Origin of the sequence: Myxococcus sp. AM009 (assembly GCF_013372605.1) — a bacterium.
GTDB lineage: Bacteria > Myxococcota > Myxococcia > Myxococcales > Myxococcaceae > Myxococcus > Myxococcus vastator.
Genome location: NZ_JABXEP010000166.1, coordinates 1 through 16,888, shown reverse-complemented (window position 1 = coordinate 16,888; position 16,888 = coordinate 1). Strand labels below are relative to the sequence as shown.

The following is a 16,888-nucleotide window of genomic DNA, read 5'->3' as shown; positions in this document are numbered from 1 at the left end:
GGACGGCTGGCGGAGGCGGGGCGGCCCCCGCGGGGCTCTCCGCGCCGGCCGCCCCGCCTCCGCCAGCCGTCCTCGCCATTCCGCCACCCGCGCCGCCGCGGGACCTGAGCGCGCGCATCCTGCCCAACGCACACGCCGCGCCTGCCCCCAGCGCGAGCCCCAAGAACTTCGCGGGTGCCCATGTGCTCCCGCACGGCGGCCGGCTGCTGTCCGCCCCGGACGCGGCGGCGGGGCGCGGCTCTCGGGTCACCCTGTCCATGCCCCTGGCGCCCTCGCCGGCCAGGCCGCCCCTGGCGAGCCCCGGAGGTGGAAAGTCGGGCCGCCCACCCGCGCGCAAGGACGTCGAGGACACCGAGCCCCGGGATTCGGCCCAGGTCCGCGTGGGCCGCTACCACATCCTGGACACCCTGGGCGCGGGAGGCATGGGCGCCGTCTACAGCGCGTATGACCCGGAGCTGCACCGGCGCGTGGCCATCAAGCTGCTGCATCCGGATGCCAACCCGGCGGCGCGCTCGGACGGCTCGTCCCGGCTGCTCCGCGAAGCCCAGGCGATGGCGCGGCTGTCCCACCCGAACGTTGTCTCCGTCTACGACGCGGGCACATTCGCGGGGCGCGTCTTCATCGCCATGGAGCGGGTGGACGGCCTGTCCCTGCGCCACTGGCTCCGCGCCGAGCACCGCACCTGGCGCGAGGTGCTCGACATCTTCCGCCAGGCGGGCCGAGGGCTCGCCGCCGCACATGCCGCCGGACTGGTCCACCGGGACTTCAAGCCCGCCAACGTGCTGGTCAGCAAGGACGGCCGGGCGCAGGTGACGGACTTCGGGCTGGCCCGCACCACCGCGGACCTCGAAGCGGCCGAGGCGGGCCGCGGCACCACGCCCGCGCTGCCGCGCCTGGCCCCGGAAGACCTGCTCCAGACGGCGCTCACCGAAGCCGGGCTCGTCATGGGCACGCCCGCGTACATGCCGCCCGAGCAGCACGAGGATGGGCGCATCGACGCGCGCGGCGACCAGTTCAGCTTCTGCGCGTCCCTCTACGAAGCCCTCTACGGACAGCTCCCCTTCAACGGCAAGCGCCCGGATGAGTACCTGGAGGAAGCCAGCGCGGGCCGCGTGCGCCCGCCGCCTCGGGGAAGCCGCGTCCCCGCGTGGGTGCTGCGCGCCGTCTCGCGGGGCCTGTCCCCGGCTCCCGAAGCGCGCTTCCCGTCCATGGGCGTGCTGCTGGATGCACTGGGCGCGGACCCGCTGGCGGCCTGGCGCCGCCGGGGCGCGGTGGCCGCCGCGTCCCTGCTGCTCAACAGCGTGGTCGCCGTCACCTGGCTGCTGGTGGGCTCACAGCGGGACGGCCCGTGTCCGGATGCCGAGGCCCGGCTCACCGGCGTCTGGGACACGGCGCGCCGGGCGGAAATCCAGCAGGCCTTCGCCGCCACGGGCAAGGTCCACGCCTCCGCCGCATTCGAGCGCGTGGCGACGACCCTGGATGGCTTCGCGCACGACTGGACGCGCATGCACCGCGAGGCCTGCGAGGCCACCCGGGTGCAGGGCCACCAGTCGGACCACGCGCTCGCGCTGCGCATGGCGTGCCTGGACCGGCGTCACTCGGCCCTGGTGGCCTTGACGGGCGTGCTCGCGCAGACGGATGCGGTAGCGCTGAACGCCGCACCGGACGCGGCCCAGCGCCTGCCTCCCATCGCCGCCTGCGCGGACGTGGACGCGCTCCGGCGGGGCCTGTCGGAGCCCGAGGGGCAGCGGCAGCAGGTGGAGGCCCTGCGCGCCCGGGTGGACCGGGCCACGGCCCTGGTGGACGCCGGCCGCTACCCCCAGGCGCAGGAAGAAGCGAAGGCGGTGCTGACCGAGGCGCGGCAGCTCGGCTACGGCCCGGTGCTCGCGGAGGCGCTGGAGCTGGAGGGCCGGCTCGGGCTGGTCGCGGGGGACGACGCGCGCGCCGCGGCGGCCCTGCGCGAAGCCCTCTTCACCGCGCAGGCGCACCGCCATGACCACCTGGCGGCGCGCGCGTCGGCGCGGCTGGTGACCGCCGTGTCCGCGGACTCCACCCTGGAGTCCTGGACGGTGGAGCAGGCGCGCTCGTCCATCCAGCGCGCGGGCGGTGCCTCTGACTTGGAGGCCTTGCTCCAGACGAGCCTGGGCCGCAACGCCTTCCTCCGAGGCCAGTACGCCCAGGCAGCGGAGTCCTTTGGCCGCTCCGCGACGCTGCGCGAGCAGGAGCTGGGCCCCGAGCACCTGCTCACGTTGGAGTCGCTGCGCAACCAGGCCGCGGCCCTGTCCCGCACGCCCGAAACGGAGCGCGCCATGGGCCTGCTGCGCCGCGTGCTGGAGACGACGGAGCGCGTGCTCGGTCCGGACCATCCCCAGACGGCCATGGCGGCCAACGCCATGGGCTACCACCTGGTCATCGTCCGCCGCTTCGAGGAAGCCATCCCCTACCTCCAGCGCGCCATCCACCTGGAGGAGCAGTCGCTGGGGCGAGACAGCGCCACGCTGAGCTATCCGCTCAACAACCTCGCCGAGGCCCTGGAGGCGCTTGGCCGCAACGCGGAGGCCCGTCCCCTGCGCGAGCGCGCGCTCGCGGTGGACTTGAAGGCCTACGGCCCCGAGCACCCGGAGACCGCCACCGACCTGGCCCTGCTCGGCGCGCTCGCCCTGCGCGAGGGCAAGCCACGCGACGCAGTGGACTACGCCCGCCGGAGCATCGCGGCCTACGGGGCCTCCCAGAAGGACCACCCGGACACGGCCGCCCCGCTCACCACGCTGGGCCTGGCCCTGCACGCCCTGGGCAAGAGCCACGAGGCCCGCGCCATGCTGGAGCGCGCCCTGGCGCTTCGCACCGCCCATCCCGGCCCGGCCGAGGACCTCGCGAGCACCCGCTTCGCCCTGGCCCAGGCGCTGGTGAAGCAGGACGGGCCCCGCGCCCGGGGGCTGGCCAACCAGGCCCTGCGCTTCTACACGGCCGAGGAGCCCACCTACGCCACGGAGGCCAGCCTCGTCCGCGACTGGCTCCAGGACCTCCGGCGCCGCAAGCGCTGAGCCACCACCAGGGCCCTGCTCCGCCGAAGTCACACCTCCGCGCACACACCTCCAGCGGAGGCGCGACGTCACCATCCACATCTGCTGACGTCACCCCGGGCCACCAGACAGGCGGGCGCGGCTCAGGCGCTGTTCTCGGGGGCCTCCGTCACTTTCCGCCGTTAGACTGCACCCAATGCTTCACGTCATTCCCCTGGGCGGTCTGGGCGAAATCGGCCTCAACTCCATGGTCATCGCCTGCCGTGGGGAGATGCTGCTCATCGACGCCGGGCTGATGTTCCCCTCTTCGGGGATGCCCGGCGTGGACATCATCATTCCGGACTTCAGCCACCTGAAGCAGAACGCCGCGCAGCTCAAGGGCGTGCTGCTCACCCACGGCCATGAAGACCACCTGGGCGCCCTGCCCTACCTGCTCAATGAGGTGCCCGTCCCCGTCTACGGCACGCGCTTCACGCTGGCCATGGCGCGCCACCGGCTGGAGGAGCTGGGCATCGAGGCGGACCTGCGCGAAATCGAGCCGCGCGAGCCCTTCCCCGTGGGCACGGCCTTCCGCGTGGAGGCCAGCCGCGTCACGCACACCGTGCCGGACGCGGTGGGCTACATCCTGCGCACGCCAGAAGGCACCCTCGTCCACACCGGCGACTTCAAGCTGGACCCGGACCCCATCGACGGGCTGCGCACGGACCTGGAGCGCTGGGGCGAGGCCGGCGAGGAAGGCGTGTTGTGCCTCCTCTCCGACTCCACCAACTCCGAGGTGAAGGAGGAGACGGGCAGCGAGCGCGTGGTGGAGCAGACCTTCGAGCGCCTCTTCCAGGGCGCCACCGGCCGCATCATCGTCGCGCTGTTCTCCTCCAACCTGCACCGCGTCCGGCACCTGCTGGCGCTGGCGGAGCGGCTGGGGCGCAAGGTGGCCCTGCAGGGCCGCAGCATGATTCGCAACGTGGAGATGGCGCGACAGCTGGGCTACCTGGACGTGCCCGACTCGCTCTTCGTCCATCTGGACACGGTGCCGGCGCTGCCCGCGCAGCGGGTGCTGGTGTTGACCACCGGCGCCCAGGGCGAGCCGCGGGCCGGGCTGTCCCAGCTCGCGTCGGGGGAGGGCCCCCTGCGGCTGAGCCCAGGCGACCTGGTGGTGCTCAGCTCGCGGGCCATCCCCGGCAACGAGCGCTCCGTGGGCGCGCTCATCGACGCGCTCCAGTGGCGCGGGGCGAAGGTGGCCTACGCCCAGGTGGAGCCGGGCATCCACGTCTCCGGCCACGCCAGCCAACCCCAGCAGCGGCGCGTGCTGGACCTGGTGCGCCCGGCCCACTTCATCCCCGTCCACGGCGAGGGCCGCCACCTGCACAAGCACCTGCTCACCGCGCGCGAGGCCGGCCTGGAGCCCGCACAGTGCCTGCTGGCGCAGGACGGTGACGTCGTCACCTTCGAGGAGGGCCGGGGGCGCTTCACCGGCAGCGTCCCAGCCGGCCGCATCCTCAAGGACCGGTTCGGCCCCGGCCGGGTGAACCCCGACACGCTCCAGGAGCGCATCCGGCTGTCGGAGACGGGCCTGGTGGCCGCGGTGGTGGTCATCCAGCGCGACTCCCTGAAGCTGGTGGCGGGGCCCCAGCTGTCCGGACAGGGGCTGTCCGTGGACGAACAGGTACAGCTCCCCCGGGTGGCCCAGGAAGCGCGGGCGCTCTTCGAGGAGCTGTCCCCCGCCCTCAGGGGGGATGACGCCCTGGTGAGAGAGGAACTCACCCGAGCCGTACGCCGGGCCTTCAAGACGTACACGTCCAAGCGCGCCCTGGTGGTGCCCTTGGTCGTCCGGGTGTAGGTATGGTAAGGGCCGCTGCCCATGCCATCCTTCGACGTCGTCTCGAAAATCGACCTCGCTGAGCTCGACAACGCGGTCAACCAGACCAAGAAGGAGATCAGCACGCGGTACGACTTCCAGGGCGCCCATGCCGACGTGGTGCTGGCTCCGGACCATACCGCCATCACCGTGAAGGCCAACAGCGAAGACCGCGTCCAGGCCGCCAAGGAAGTCCTCCTGGTGAAGCTGGCCAAGCGGAACATCAGCCTGTTCGCGCTGGAGTACGGCGACATCGAGAAGACGGGCCTTCACAACGTGAAGCAGGCCATCAAGCTCCAGCAGGGCATCCCGGTGGAGAAGTCCAAGGAGCTGGTGAAGCTGCTGAAGGAGTCCAAGATGAAGGTCCAGGGCTCCATCCAGGCCGACCAGCTCCGCGTCACGGGCAAGAACCGGGACGACCTCCAGGCGGCCATGGCCCTGTTCCGCAAGGAGCAGGACCGGCTGAAACTGGACATGCAGTTCACCAACTTCCGCGATTGAAGAGGCCCATGCGCGCGACCGCCCTGTCCTTCTGCCTTCTGCTCTGCGCCCCGGGCGTGGCGTCCGCCCAGGCGGACCGTCCTTCCAAGCCGGTTCCCTCCCTCACCAGGCCCCCGCGCATCCAGGGTGGGCTCAAGGCCTTCGCGTCGCCGCTGGTGCTCAAGCCCGTCGCCGTGGAGGGCGCCACCGCCTCCTTCACCGCCAAGGTGGGCGCGCGCAAGGACACGCTGTACGTCGGCGTGGAGGCCACCGACGACCAGCTCCAGGCTGGCGATCTGCTCACGCTGTCGCTCTACTTCCCGGGCACCGGCCCCACCGCCACCGGCCACACATGGCGCTTCGCCTTCGACGGCAAGCGCGCGTCCGGGGCGGAGAGCGGCACGCCACAGTTCGCGCAGGACCTGGTGACGGCCGCCGTGCAGCGCCAGGGCAACTCGCTGCTGCTGATGGCGTCGGTGCCGGTGCGCGCCTTCCCGCGCCTCCCCGCCGTGGACCCGCTGGTGATGGACCTGTGCCTCACCTACGAGGACCGGGACAGCGCGGACGGCAAGGTCACCTCCATCTCCAACTGCCAGAGCGGCACCATGGTGGGTGACGCGCTGCGCCTGTCGGAGGAGCCTCGCAAGGGCCTCAAGCTGAAGCCGCCGGAGAACGTCGCCTCGCTCGAGCCCCGGGAGGACGGGTGGCTGGGCTGGGACTACATGAGCTACCCGGCCTGGGCTCAGGCGGACGACGCGCTGACCCCTGCCTCGCTGCGCGGCCTGGTGGCACCGGACGCCGTCGCGCCCGCGTCCGTGGACCTGAACGTGCCGGAGACGCTCACCCTGGAGGACGGCGGACGCGTCGTCACGGTGGTGAGCGGGAAGAATCCGTATGCCGTCGCCGGTCAATGTGACGCCGATGACGAGCTGCGGCTGGGCCTCTACCTGGTGACCGGGAAGACAGCGCGGCGGGTGCTCGAGTGGCCGGCCGCTACCTGCGCGCTGGGGCGCGCGTCATCGGTGGAGCTGGATGAAGAGGGCGTGCTGTCCATCCGTTACTCGAACGGCACGTCCATGAACTTCGCCTGGAGTGGGACCCACTTCTCGCGAACCGAACTCGGAAAGCGGTAGACGCAGTGGAAACCACCAAGAGCCTGTACATGATGACGCTCGGCTGCCCGAAGAACCGGGTGGACTCCGAGGTGATGCTGGGCACGCTGCGCCACCGCGGCTACACGCTGGTGCAGGAGGCCTCCGACGCCCAGGTCATCGTCGTCAACACGTGCGCCTTCATCGGTCCCGCCAAGCAGGAGTCGGTGGACTCCATCCTGGAGATGGCCGAGCTGAAGAAGTCCGGGGCCTGCAAGACGCTGGTGGTGACGGGCTGCCTGTCCCAGCGCTACGGCGAGGAGCTGTCGAAGGAGATGCCGGAGGTCGACCACTTCCTGGGCACCAGCGCCTACGCCCAGATTGGGGACCTGCTGGCCGCCGAGGCCTCGCCGCGTCAGGTGATTCCGGACCCGGACTACATCCACGACGCCAACACGCCGCGCATCAACTCGATGCCGAAGTACACGGCGTACCTCAAGATTTCGGAAGGGTGCGACAACGCCTGCGCCTTCTGCATCATCCCCACGCTGCGCGGCGGACAGCGCTCGCGGCCCATCGACGACATCGTCGCCGAGGCGAAGCAGTTGGCGGACAGCGGCGTGCAGGAGCTGAACCTCGTCGCGCAGGACCTGACGGCCTACGGGCATGACCTGCCGGGCCGGCCGAAGCTGCATGACTTGCTCAAGGCGCTGGTGCAGGTGGACGTGAAGTGGATTCGCCTCCACTACGCCTACCCGCGCATCTTCCCCGACGAGCTCATCGAGGTGATGGCCGCGGAGCCGAAGATTGCCCGCTACCTGGACATGCCCGTGCAGCACGTCAGCGACAAGCTGCTCTTGTCCATGAAGCGCGGGCGCAACTCGGAGTTCCTCAAGGGCCTGCTGACGAAGCTGCGTGAGCGCGTGCCCGGCCTGGTGATGCGCACCTCGCTCATCGTCGGCCTGCCGGGTGAGACGGACGAGGACTTCGAGATGCTGAAGGAGTTCGTGAAGACGCAGCGCTTCGAGCGCCTGGGCGTCTTCCAGTACTCCGACGAAGAGGGCACCGCCGCCTACGACTTGCCGGACAAGGTGCCGCAGAAGCTCATCGAGCGCCGCTGGCGCGAGGTCATGGCCATCCAGAAGCGCATCAACCGCGAGCAGAACAAGAAGCTCGTGGGCAAGCGCCTGGAGGTGCTGGTGGAAGGCCCCGCGCCGGAGACGGAGCACCTGCTGGTGGGCCGCCACCAGGGCCAGGCGCCGGACATCGACGGCATGGTCTACATCAACGACGGCCTGGCGTACCCGGGGGAGCTGGTCACCGTGGAGGTGACGGAGGCTCACGACTACGACCTGGTCGCCCGCGTGGTGGAGCGCCCGGACCCGAAGCAGCGCGAGCACACCGCGCGCGACGCGCACCCGGCCCCGCTGCCGGTGTCGGTGATGCAGCGTCCGGCCCCTCGCGCGGAGTAGGCGCGAAGGCCCCGGACGCCGCGGGAGCCCTCAGCGCGAGGGCTCCTCCAGCACCAGGGTGCGTCCCGGGCTGACGGCGCGCAGGCGCTCACGCAGCTTCTCCCGGTCCGCCTTCGCCGACTTCGGCGTCGCCGCCAGCTTCTCGTGGAGCTCGCGCGCCGTGGCGTCGTACCAGTCCTCGCGCACGGGCCCACCCTCGGCCAGGTGCCGCGTCACCCCCGCGAGCAGCCGGCAGCAGTCCTCCCAGCCCGCGTCCTGCTGCGGACCGCCCTGCTCCCGGGTGAAGGCGATGGCGTCGTCCAACGTCCTCCCATCCTGCAGGTAGACGTTGATGAGCGCCCGGGCCGCGCGGTTCCCCGCGTCCCGCATGCTGAGCCACAGGAACCACGCCTTGCCTTCCGGCGCGGGCGACTCCACGGCGTAGATTTCGGTGATGGGCGCGGGCGCGCCATCCGGACCGAGCCCCACGAGCCCCGCCTCTGGAGACACGAGCAGCACGAACGCGTCCACGGGCAGCTTCAGCGTCTCCGCCAGCACCGTCCCCGGCGTCTCCTTCACCAGGTGGCGGGCCAGGTCCGCCGCCACCTCGTAGCGTTGCCGGCCCCGCTCCTCGTGCACCACCAGGTGCCAGTCACGCAGCACGGCCTGGAGGTTGGCGTGGGCCCACTGCTGGCGGAACTCGAAGGTGTCCACGCCCTTGCGCCGGCAGATGTCGTCCAGCGTGGAGCGGAGCGCGGCCAGCAGCTCCTCGTCCTTCAACATGTCGACGTAGCGCGTGTGGCCCACCCGCTCCGCGACGCGCTCAATGACGGCCAGCAAGCCGAAGCGAATGGCGCCACTCGCGTCCTGCACGGACAACCGGCCCCGCTCCACTTCCTTGGAGAGGGCGTCGTACATCCGCGAGACGCCCTCCTTTTCCAGGTAGCGGCGGGCCAGCTCGATGGAGCGGCGCTGTTCGGTGTACTGACGGTCGAACTCGGTGGGAGACGGGCGCATGTGCGCCAGAGGAGAGCGCAGCAACCCCGCCCCTGTCCAGGCAACGCTAACGGGGGTCTTCCGGCTCCAGCTCCCGCTCCTCAGGCGGGGGCTCACGCGAAGGAGCGCCGCGCGCCGGCATGGCCACGCCCTCGCCCAGCGGCGTGGGCTGGCACTCACACACGGTGCGACGAGAGACCGTCTCCGTGACGAAGGCACAGGCCGTGGGGCACTCGGGCTGACGGCCTTCCTCGAACAGGCCCAGCGTGAAGCCGCGCGCGGAGGAGAGCGCCGCATGGCAGGCAGGCAGCGTCCGCGCCAGGGAGCGCCAGGGCACGCGGTGCTGCGTCGTCAGGCCCCTGCTGGTGGCGGGGAAGCTCAGCCCCACGCCGCAGCCAGTCAGCAGCTTCTGCCCGTCTGGCCCCAGCGGCTCCAGGTGAAGCCGCCCGCCTTCCGGCAGGTCCCGGTACACGGCGCCGCTGAGCGAGACGCTGCCATCCGGCTCACGCCGCACATGCAGGCCATAGCAAGCCTCCTCACGGAAGGTGCCATCGGGCGCGGCGCACGGGCTGGTGGCGGAGCCCTCTGACGGGCGGACTTGGGGACGCCGCAGCACCAGCGCCCCGCCCTTCGCGTCCAGCGTCGCGGTGAAGCGGCCCCAGACATCCGGCCCCAGGCGGCCCAAGCTGCTCGGCGAGTCCCAGCGCCCGGCGGCCTCCACCACCAGCGGGCGGACACCCAGGCCCTCGGCCACCTCCACGGCATCCAGCGCGAAGGTCCGTGGCGGCAGGTTGGCGGCCGTCTCGAGCGGCTGAAGCCCCTGCGCCTCAGCGAGCCTCACGGACACCCGAGAGAAGGGCTCGCGCGAGCCCAGGACAAACGGGCCCGTGAGCTCCGCTCCACCCTGCGTCATCCGAGCGGCCAACAGAGGCCAGTCGCCCAGCGGCTCGCGACTGAGCTCCACCACGTGCACCTCGTGCGAGGCCGCCGTGGCCGCCGCCTCCGCGACGTAGTCCGCGCGCGGGCGAGAGATGGTGAACGTCACCTCCCGCCGCAGCGGGTCCACGGTGAGCGCGTAGAACTCCAGGACGTCCGCGCCCAGCGTCACCGCGCAGGCCTTCTCACCAGACACCCCCGCGGTGCGCACGGGGGACCGCACCGGGCCCACGGAGAAGGCAGGCAACGGCACCACGGGCCAGGAGCGGAAACCTCCCGCTGGCTCGGGCGCGCGGATGGTGCCTTCGGGGGCGGGGAGCGCGCCGTCAAAGCAGCCTCGCGACACGAGCGAGAGTGGCCGCGCCACATCCAGCACCACCGGCACCGGCCGCGTCCCCAGTTGGCCCGCCACGGTGAGCCGCAGCGCGGGCGAGGCCAGCAGCGGCAGCGTCTGCCCATGGAAGCCTTGCGGACGCTCGGCGCTGGCGGCCGGTTCCCGGTGGCACCCGGTCCCGGCCAGCCCCATCCACCCCATCAGCAGGAACGCGCGACGCACGCTCCGCAGGCTACTGCTTCTTCGCCTTCGTGAAGTCATCCACGCGGGTGTCGTCCGGCACGTCCAGCTTGAAGCTGTCCGCGTCGATGCCCACGTTCGTCTTCAGGTTGAGGAAGGAGATGGCGTTCTCGCTGCCGTCCGGGTCCACCACCGTGCTCTTCAGCACCTGGGCCGTGGACGGGTCCACCTCCAGGCGCACCTGGCGGAAGCGCGGCTCGTTCTTCAGCGGATCCAACACCAGCAGCGTGCCCTTGCAGTCCTTGCAGGCGCCCTGGGTGATGTTGAACTCGTCCGCGAGCTTTCCCTGGCCGAAGAGGAACGTCACCGACGCGGAGAGCTGGCTGGTATCCACGTTGGCCACGGTGAGGCTCTGCGCCGCCGGGTCGTACGCGTACACCTTGCTGCCCGCCAGCACGAAGGTGCGCGGCGAAGGCTTCTGGTACTCCCAGCGCATCAAGCCGGGCTTCTTGTACGTGACGGTGCCCTCGGACGTCTGCGTGCGCCGGAAGGTCTTGTACTTGTAGTCCTGGCGGAAGCCCGCGCGGAAGTCACCGGTCTTCTCGTAGAAGGCCTGCATCCTGTCCACCAGGGACTTCACTTCCGGCGTCATGGGCTTCGCGGCCGCGGGAGCGCTGGGCGCGGGCGCCGTGGGCGCGGCCTGGACCGTCGGAGCCGGCTTCGCCGGGGTGGCGGCCGGGGTGGCAGGGGCGGACAGGAGCGTAGCGAGCAGGGCTTCGAGGAACATTGCGGGCCTCCAATCTAAATCTTCCCGACGGGGCCTGGGCCCCGGCATTCACGGGGCCTTCTTGAACAGGCGCTTCCTCTGTTTGATGGCCAGCACGTAGAAGCGCTCGCGCAGAGCCTGGGCGTCCTCGGGAGACAGGTCTCCCGACTGGCCCAGGTGCTCGTCCCGCCAGGCAATCGCCCGGCTGATGCAGGCGGACGCCGCGGCGGAGATGTTCAGGCTCTGGCTGAAGCCCTTCATGGGGACCCAGAACGTGCCGTCCACGCCAGCCAGCACTTCCTCGCTCACACCGCGCCGCTCGTTGCCGAACACCAGCGCCATCTTCCCGTCGAAGCGCAGGGTGTAGAGGCTGGTCGCCCCCTCCTGGATGGCGGAGGCGTACAGCGAGAAGCCGCGGGACTTCAGGTGCTCGCGACACTCGGCGAACGTCTTGTACAGCTTCACGTCCAGCCACTTGTCGCAGCCCTGGGCCACCCGCGAGTTGGGCAAGAAGGGCGCATCCGGGTTGATGATGATGTGGACCTCCTGCACGCCCATGGACTCGCAGGTGCGCAGCACCGCGGCCATGTTGAAGCTGTCCTGCAGCCGGTCCAGGACCACCGTGAAGTTGCGCGTCCGGTGACTGACGACGCGATCAATCTTCTCCTTGCGCACGTCGAGCAGGAACTGCTCCGGCTCGAACTGCTCCCGCTCGTAGCGCTCGTAGCGCGCACCACCACCCGACATGGCCTCAGCTCCTCCCGCGACCCGACTTGCGCACCGGAGCACGCTTCGTGGCCGCGGATGACTTCTTCGCGACGGCCTTGCCCGACGAGCCGCGCTTGCTCGCGGATGACTTCTTCGCGGCGGCCTTGCCCGACGAGGCACTCTTGCGCGCGGAGGCCTTCTTCGCGGCGGACTTCGTCACCGCCGCGGTGCCCGACTTGCGGGTCGAGGCCTTCTTCGCGGCGGCCTTCTTCGCCGACGCAGCGCCTGGTTTGCGCGCCGCAGACGCGCCCGACTTGCGCGCCGGAGCCTTCTTCGCAGCGGCAGACGTCTTCGCGGCAGCAGTGCCCGCCTTGCGCGCCGGAGCCTTCTTCGCAGCGGCAGACGTCTTCGCGGCCGCAGTGCCCGCCTTGCGCGCCGGGGCCTTCTTCGCCGCGCCCTTCGTGGTCGCAGCCCCCGCCTTGGAAACCGGCGCCTTCTTCTCGGCCCCCTGCGGCTTGCCGCCCGCCTTGGCCTTCCCCGCACGAGCCGCCTTGGCGGGAAGCTCCACGTGGAGCTTCTCGGTCCGCCCCGTGAACAACACCTCCGCCACGGAGTCCATCAGCGGCTGCATGCCCTCGCCGGTGGCGCAGGACACGGGATACACACGGATGCCGCGCGCACGCAGCGCCTCCGTGAAGCCCTCCAGCCGGGCCTGCGCGTCGGGCAGGTCCAACTTGTTGGCCGCCACCACCTGCGGCTTGGACGCCAGCTCCGGGCTGTACCTGGCCAGCTCCGCGTTGAGCACGTCGAAGTCATGCAGCGGCGCGCGGCCCTCGCCCTCCGCCCCCATGTCGATGAGGTGGATCAGCACCTTGCACCGCTCCACGTGGCGCAGGAACTGGTGGCCCAGACCCACGCCCTCACTGGCGCCCTCGATGATGCCGGGGATGTCCGCCATCACGAAGGACAGGCCGTCCTTGTACTGGACCATGCCCAGGTTGGGGACCAGCGTGGTGAATGGGTAGTCGGCGACCTTCGGCCGCGCCCGGCTCACGCGGGAGATGAACGTGCTCTTGCCCGCGTTGGGGAAGCCCAGCAGGCCCACGTCCGCCAGCAGCTTCAGCTCCAGCCGGAGCGTCAGCTCCTCGCCCTTCGTCCCATCCTGGGCGAAGCGCGGCGTCTGCCGGGTGGAGGTGGCGAAGTTCATGTTGCCCAGGCCACCGCGCCCGCCCTTCGCCGCCACCCAGCGCTGGCCAGCCTCGCTCAGGTCGACCAGCAGCCCCTCGGTGTGGGCGTCCTTCACCAGCGTGCCCACGGGCACCTTGAGCACCATGTCCTCGGCGGCGCGACCGTTACAGTCGCTGCCCATGCCGTGCTCGCCATTCTTGGCGCGGTGGTGCTGCTGGTAGCGGTAGTCGAGCAGCGTCGTGAGCTGAGGGTCCGCCACGAAGACGACGGAGCCGCCGTTGCCGCCATCCCCGCCATTGGGACCACCGCGATCGATGTACTTCTCCCGCCGGAACGAGACAGCGCCGTTGCCGCCATCCCCCGCCTTCACGAAGATGCGGACCTCGTCGACGAACTTCATCTGGAACTCCTGGATAAACGAAGAGCGGGCCGCCCTCGCATCCCGCTGCCGGAAGGGCGCGTGGACTGGAGAAGCGACCCGCTCGTGGGTGCCGCACGGTCGCCGACCTCAAGGGTCGGCCAGCCGTCAGGCGCTCGCCTGCTCAGCGGCGGCCGGGTAGACCGAAACCTTCTTCCGGTCGCGGCCCAGGCGCTCGTACTTCACGACGCCGTCCACCACCGAGTAGAGGGTGAAGTCGCGGCCGAGCTTCACGTTGGAGCCGGCGTGGATGACCGTGCCCAGCTGGCGAACAAGGATGCTGCCCGCCGACACCGTCTCACCGCCGTACACCTTCACGCCACGATACTGCGGGTTGGAGTCGCGGCCGTTGCGCGAAGAACCCTGTCCTTTTTTATGAGCCATGACACCTTACTCCTGAAGTTTGAGGTGAAACCGCCCGGACTAACCGGCGATGGAGGTGACCTTCACCTCGGTGTACGGCTGACGGTGACCGCGGCGACGGGTCCAGCCCTCCTTCTCCTTCCGGAAGTGGAGGACGCGGCGGTGCTTGTCCTGAGCCAGGACCTTGCCCACGACCTTGGCACCCGTGACGGTCGGCTGGCCCACCTTCGGGCTCTCCGAACCACCGAGCATCAGGATCTCCGTGAAGGTCACCTCGGCGCCGACGTCGCCCGCGATCTTCTCGATCCGGACCACATCGCCCTCGGCGACGCGATACTGCTTCCCGCCCGTGCGAATCACTGCGTACATCGTCAAACCCCTGTCATCTGTCGGGTTGGGTCAACCCGTGGAATCGACCGCGCATTTCGGACGGGTGGACCATCCAATTGCGCCAAAGGCGGCGGGATTTACGGGAGATACCCTGGGGAGTCAAGGTGGTTGAAGGATCAGACCGCCACTCCCCGGCCGTTTACTCGACCCCCAGTGCGATGCTAACTCGGAAACCGGGCTCCCGGCCGCCCTTTCGCGAGCCGGCCCGACAACCTCGTCCTGAGGGGGAACTACCATGAAGAAGCTCCTGATCGGCCTCGTGGCCACCGGCTCTCTTGTTTTTGGCACTGGCTGTGGTGAAGGCGACCTGTGCGAGGACACCGCGGACGCATATAACTCCCTTGCCGACAAGGTCGAGGATTGTCCGGAAATCGCGCAGTTCATCGGGATGCTCGAGCTGGGCGATGCGGAGATCAACGAGTGCAAGGAGTCGCTCGACAGCTGCTCCGACTCCGACAAGGACAAGATTCGCAGCCTGGTCAACTGCATCGAAGACATGCCGCAGTGCCGCAGCTCCAACGAGGAGGCCTGGGTGGCCGAGCTCCAGGCGTGCGGCGAGAACGCCGGGGAAGTCAGCGAAGCCTGCGGCGGCTAGCCGACGCGGCGTGAGCCCGTCTCGCGCCGCCGTGTAGCCCCGGGCCCGGCTCCTACATCAAGGAGACCGGGCCCTGTCATGTCCGGCAGCCGGTGAAGCCCGCCCGCCCAGCACCCGGCGGAGCCTCCGGTAGCGCTGGAGCATGTCCACCTCCAGCGGCGCCAGCTTCAGCCCTCGTTCGTACTGCTCCAGCGCCTGGGGGAGCCGGCCGTCGCGCTCCAGCGCGCCACCGGACTGGAAGTGGATCCGCGCCGTGCCCATGGCCTGGGGCCTGCGCGCCAGGAACTCGCGCCGCAGGGACTCCAGCTGCTCGGCCGTGAGCCCCGCCTCCAGGCACTTCGCCACCCCGCGATGATTGCCGCGCCAGGCATCGTAGAGGGCGCGCTGCACCGTGGCCCCCAACGCCTCGGCCGCCTCGCGCACGCGCACGCGCAACGCATCCACCTGCGCGCGTTGGGGAGGCGTCAGCGAGTGCTGCTCCAGGGACTCCAGCGAGCGCCAGGCCTCGCGGGTCCGCAGGCGCACCGTGCCCATGTCTGAGTCCGGCTCCAGCGCCAGCACCGCATACGCGTCTCCCGCCGAGCGCTGACGCCAGGCCTCCAGCAGGCGCGCCAGCACCGGGTCTTCCGTGGGCGGGACTCGCGGGACAGCACGGACCGGCTCGCCCTGAAGGAGCGAATCCACCGCGGCCTTGAGCACGGCGGTGGCCTCCACGAACTGGACGCCGAAGCCGGCGGGCATCCCCCAGACGCGCGCTTGCGTGGGCGGAACGAGCCGCACCACTTCACACAGGACCGACAGGGGCCCGGACGCCAGCTCCAGCACCACGGGCAGCCGCGAGCACAGCGGCGGCAGGACGCGCCCACCGTGGAGGAACAAGCCCCCCCGGGACAGGCCACTGCCAATGAGCCGCACCGGGCTTTCCCCCGGGCGCAGGACGACCTGCACCGGCACTTCCACGGCAGAGCCCCGCACCGACGGGGCCACACGCCGCGGGGACGTGCTCGCGTGCGCGGAAGGCACCTGCCGCCCCGCCCGCGCATCCGTGGGAAGCCGCTCCCGCGCCGGGCCCTCGGTGGCCCCTCCTGTCGCGGCGGACGCACGCGCTGGCACCACCGCCAGTCCTCCGGGATTCGCCTTCCGCGCCGACGCGCGCACGTGCTCGGCGAGCGACACCTGCAACGCGTTCCGGAACACCTCGATGGTGGGGTATCGGTCCTCGGGCTTCTTGGCCAGGGCGCGCAGGATGACGTGCTCCAACGCGGCGGACACGGCCGGGTACACGGAGCTGGGGGGCGGCGGAGGCCGCAGCTGATGGGCCACCAGCTGCGCGGCCAGTCCCTCGTCGTTGAAGGGGAGCCGGCCCGTGAGGAGCTGGTAGGCGATGACGCCCAGCGCGTACAGGTCCGCGCGGCCATCCACGCCGCGCCCCAGGGACTGCTCGGGGGACATGTACTCGGGCGTCCCCACGATGATGCCCGCGTGCGTCTGGGGCATGTGCGCGTCCGTCAGCTTGGCGATGCCGAAGTCCAGCACCTTCACGAAGGGCGCGTCGCGCTTGCGCCGGACCAGGAAGATGTTGTCCGGCTTCAGGTCGCGGTGGACGATGCCTCGCGCGTGCGCGGCCTGGAGCGCGTCGCACACCTGCGACAGCACCGAGACGACCGCGCCAGCGGCCAGGGGCGTCCCCACCCACGCGGACAACGGCGACCCATCCAGGAACTCCATGATGAGGTAGGGACGCGGCGGCGCGGCATCCATGTCGAAGATGCTGACGATGTTCTCGTGGCCGATGAGGTTCACCGCCCGCGCCTCCGCATGGAAGCGTTGGACCAGCTCCGGGTACATCGTCAGGTGCGCGTGCAGCACCTTCACCGCGACCCGGCTGCCAATGGAGACGTGCTCGCCCAGATAGACAGACCCCATGCCCCCCCGGCCCAGGCGCCGCACCAGCCGGAAGCTGCCGCACCGGGTGCCCACCAAGGGGTCCTGCGCCTCCACCACGGGGGCACACCTGGGCCGCGCCGCTCCACCGGCCCCCACGTCCGCGCGCACCAGCGTTGAACACGAGGCCTCCGCCCCATGCCGCCTGCCGCACGCCCCACACCCACCAC

14 protein-coding genes are annotated in these 16,888 nt (G+C 70.8%); 6 read left to right on the top strand and 8 right to left on the bottom strand.

Going from position 1 to position 16,888, the window contains the following annotated elements:
* The 5 genes from HV824_RS29875 to rimO all read left to right on the top strand — a co-directional run.
* The coding region (locus HV824_RS29875) for a serine/threonine-protein kinase (protein ID WP_176424796.1) at positions 1-3,044 on the top strand (3,044 nt) is incomplete at its 5' end.
* Positions 3,045-3,219: 175 nt separating this feature from the next.
* A complete protein-coding gene (locus HV824_RS29870; RefSeq protein ID WP_176416148.1) occupies positions 3,220-4,860 on the top strand; it encodes a ribonuclease J in 1,641 nt (546 codons plus the stop codon).
* Between the two features lie 21 nt (positions 4,861-4,881).
* Entirely contained in the window at positions 4,882-5,379 is a 498-nt protein-coding gene (locus tag HV824_RS29865) for a YajQ family cyclic di-GMP-binding protein (protein ID WP_176416147.1), read from the top strand.
* Between the two features lie 8 nt (positions 5,380-5,387).
* Positions 5,388-6,491, top strand: coding sequence for a hypothetical protein (locus HV824_RS29860; RefSeq protein ID WP_176416146.1), 1,104 nt, complete (start codon positions 5,388-5,390; stop codon positions 6,489-6,491).
* A 5-nt stretch (positions 6,492-6,496) separates the two neighbouring features.
* The gene (gene rimO, locus HV824_RS29855; protein WP_176416145.1) at positions 6,497-7,921 is read left to right on the top strand and encodes a 30S ribosomal protein S12 methylthiotransferase RimO; all 1,425 of its coding nucleotides are present in this window, start codon (positions 6,497-6,499) and stop codon (positions 7,919-7,921) included.
* Positions 7,922-7,951: 30 nt separating this feature from the next.
* On the opposite strand, the gene HV824_RS29850 is transcribed toward rimO, so the two are convergent.
* From HV824_RS29850 to rplU, 7 genes are all read right to left on the bottom strand, one after another.
* Complete coding sequence (locus HV824_RS29850; protein ID WP_255208451.1) at positions 7,952-8,917, bottom strand: hypothetical protein; 966 nt, start codon at positions 8,915-8,917, stop codon at positions 7,952-7,954.
* Between the two features lie 46 nt (positions 8,918-8,963).
* Positions 8,964-10,388 (bottom strand): hypothetical protein, encoded by a 1,425-nt coding sequence (locus tag HV824_RS29845; protein WP_368670852.1) that lies wholly within the window; start codon positions 10,386-10,388, stop codon positions 8,964-8,966.
* Between the two features lie 10 nt (positions 10,389-10,398).
* The gene (locus tag HV824_RS29840) at positions 10,399-11,133 is read right to left on the bottom strand and encodes an outer membrane lipoprotein carrier protein LolA (RefSeq protein ID WP_176416142.1); all 735 of its coding nucleotides are present in this window, start codon (positions 11,131-11,133) and stop codon (positions 10,399-10,401) included.
* 48 nt (positions 11,134-11,181) lie between these two features.
* Positions 11,182-11,859 carry an RNA methyltransferase gene (locus tag HV824_RS29835; RefSeq protein WP_176416141.1) on the bottom strand — a complete coding sequence of 226 codons (678 nt, stop codon included), beginning with the start codon at positions 11,857-11,859 and terminating at the stop codon, positions 11,182-11,184.
* Positions 11,860-11,863: 4 nt separating this feature from the next.
* On the bottom strand, positions 11,864-13,408 hold the full coding sequence (gene obgE, locus HV824_RS29830) for a GTPase ObgE (RefSeq protein ID WP_176416140.1): 1,545 nt from the start codon (positions 13,406-13,408) through the stop codon (positions 11,864-11,866).
* A gap of 126 nt (positions 13,409-13,534) precedes the next feature.
* A complete protein-coding gene (gene rpmA, locus HV824_RS29825) occupies positions 13,535-13,810 on the bottom strand; it encodes a 50S ribosomal protein L27 (RefSeq protein WP_044889390.1) in 276 nt (91 codons plus the stop codon).
* 39 nt (positions 13,811-13,849) lie between these two features.
* Complete coding sequence (gene rplU / locus HV824_RS29820) at positions 13,850-14,158, bottom strand: 50S ribosomal protein L21 (RefSeq protein WP_176416139.1); 309 nt, start codon at positions 14,156-14,158, stop codon at positions 13,850-13,852.
* A 256-nt stretch (positions 14,159-14,414) separates the two neighbouring features.
* Here rplU and HV824_RS29815 point away from each other — a divergent pair, with 256 nt between their 5' ends.
* Entirely contained in the window at positions 14,415-14,774 is a 360-nt protein-coding gene (locus HV824_RS29815; RefSeq protein ID WP_176416138.1) for a hypothetical protein, read from the top strand.
* 57 nt (positions 14,775-14,831) lie between these two features.
* On the opposite strand, the gene HV824_RS29810 is transcribed toward HV824_RS29815, so the two are convergent.
* On the bottom strand, positions 14,832-16,888 hold a 2,057-nt coding region (locus HV824_RS29810; protein ID WP_255208450.1), incomplete at its 5' end, for a serine/threonine-protein kinase.

What these genes read in the sequence shown, in the direction of transcription:
- HV824_RS29860 (WP_176416146.1), top strand. Translation starts at nt 5,388, where the DNA reads ATGCGCGCGACCGCCCTGTCCTTCTGCCTTCTGCTCTGCGCCCCGGGC.
- rpmA (WP_044889390.1), bottom strand. Translation starts at nt 13,810, where the DNA reads ATGGCTCATAAAAAAGGACAGGGTTCTTCGCGCAACGGCCGCGACTCC.
- HV824_RS29870 (WP_176416148.1), top strand. Translation starts at nt 3,220, where the DNA reads ATGCTTCACGTCATTCCCCTGGGCGGTCTGGGCGAAATCGGCCTCAAC.
- rplU (WP_176416139.1), bottom strand. Translation starts at nt 14,158, where the DNA reads ATGTACGCAGTGATTCGCACGGGCGGGAAGCAGTATCGCGTCGCCGAG.
- HV824_RS29865 (WP_176416147.1), top strand. Translation starts at nt 4,882, where the DNA reads ATGCCATCCTTCGACGTCGTCTCGAAAATCGACCTCGCTGAGCTCGAC.
- HV824_RS29840 (WP_176416142.1), bottom strand. Translation starts at nt 11,133, where the DNA reads ATGTTCCTCGAAGCCCTGCTCGCTACGCTCCTGTCCGCCCCTGCCACC.
- HV824_RS29815 (WP_176416138.1), top strand. Translation starts at nt 14,415, where the DNA reads ATGAAGAAGCTCCTGATCGGCCTCGTGGCCACCGGCTCTCTTGTTTTT.
- obgE (WP_176416140.1), bottom strand. Translation starts at nt 13,408, where the DNA reads ATGAAGTTCGTCGACGAGGTCCGCATCTTCGTGAAGGCGGGGGATGGC.
- HV824_RS29850 (WP_255208451.1), bottom strand. Translation starts at nt 8,917, where the DNA reads ATGCGCCCGTCTCCCACCGAGTTCGACCGTCAGTACACCGAACAGCGC.
- HV824_RS29835 (WP_176416141.1), bottom strand. Translation starts at nt 11,859, where the DNA reads ATGTCGGGTGGTGGTGCGCGCTACGAGCGCTACGAGCGGGAGCAGTTC.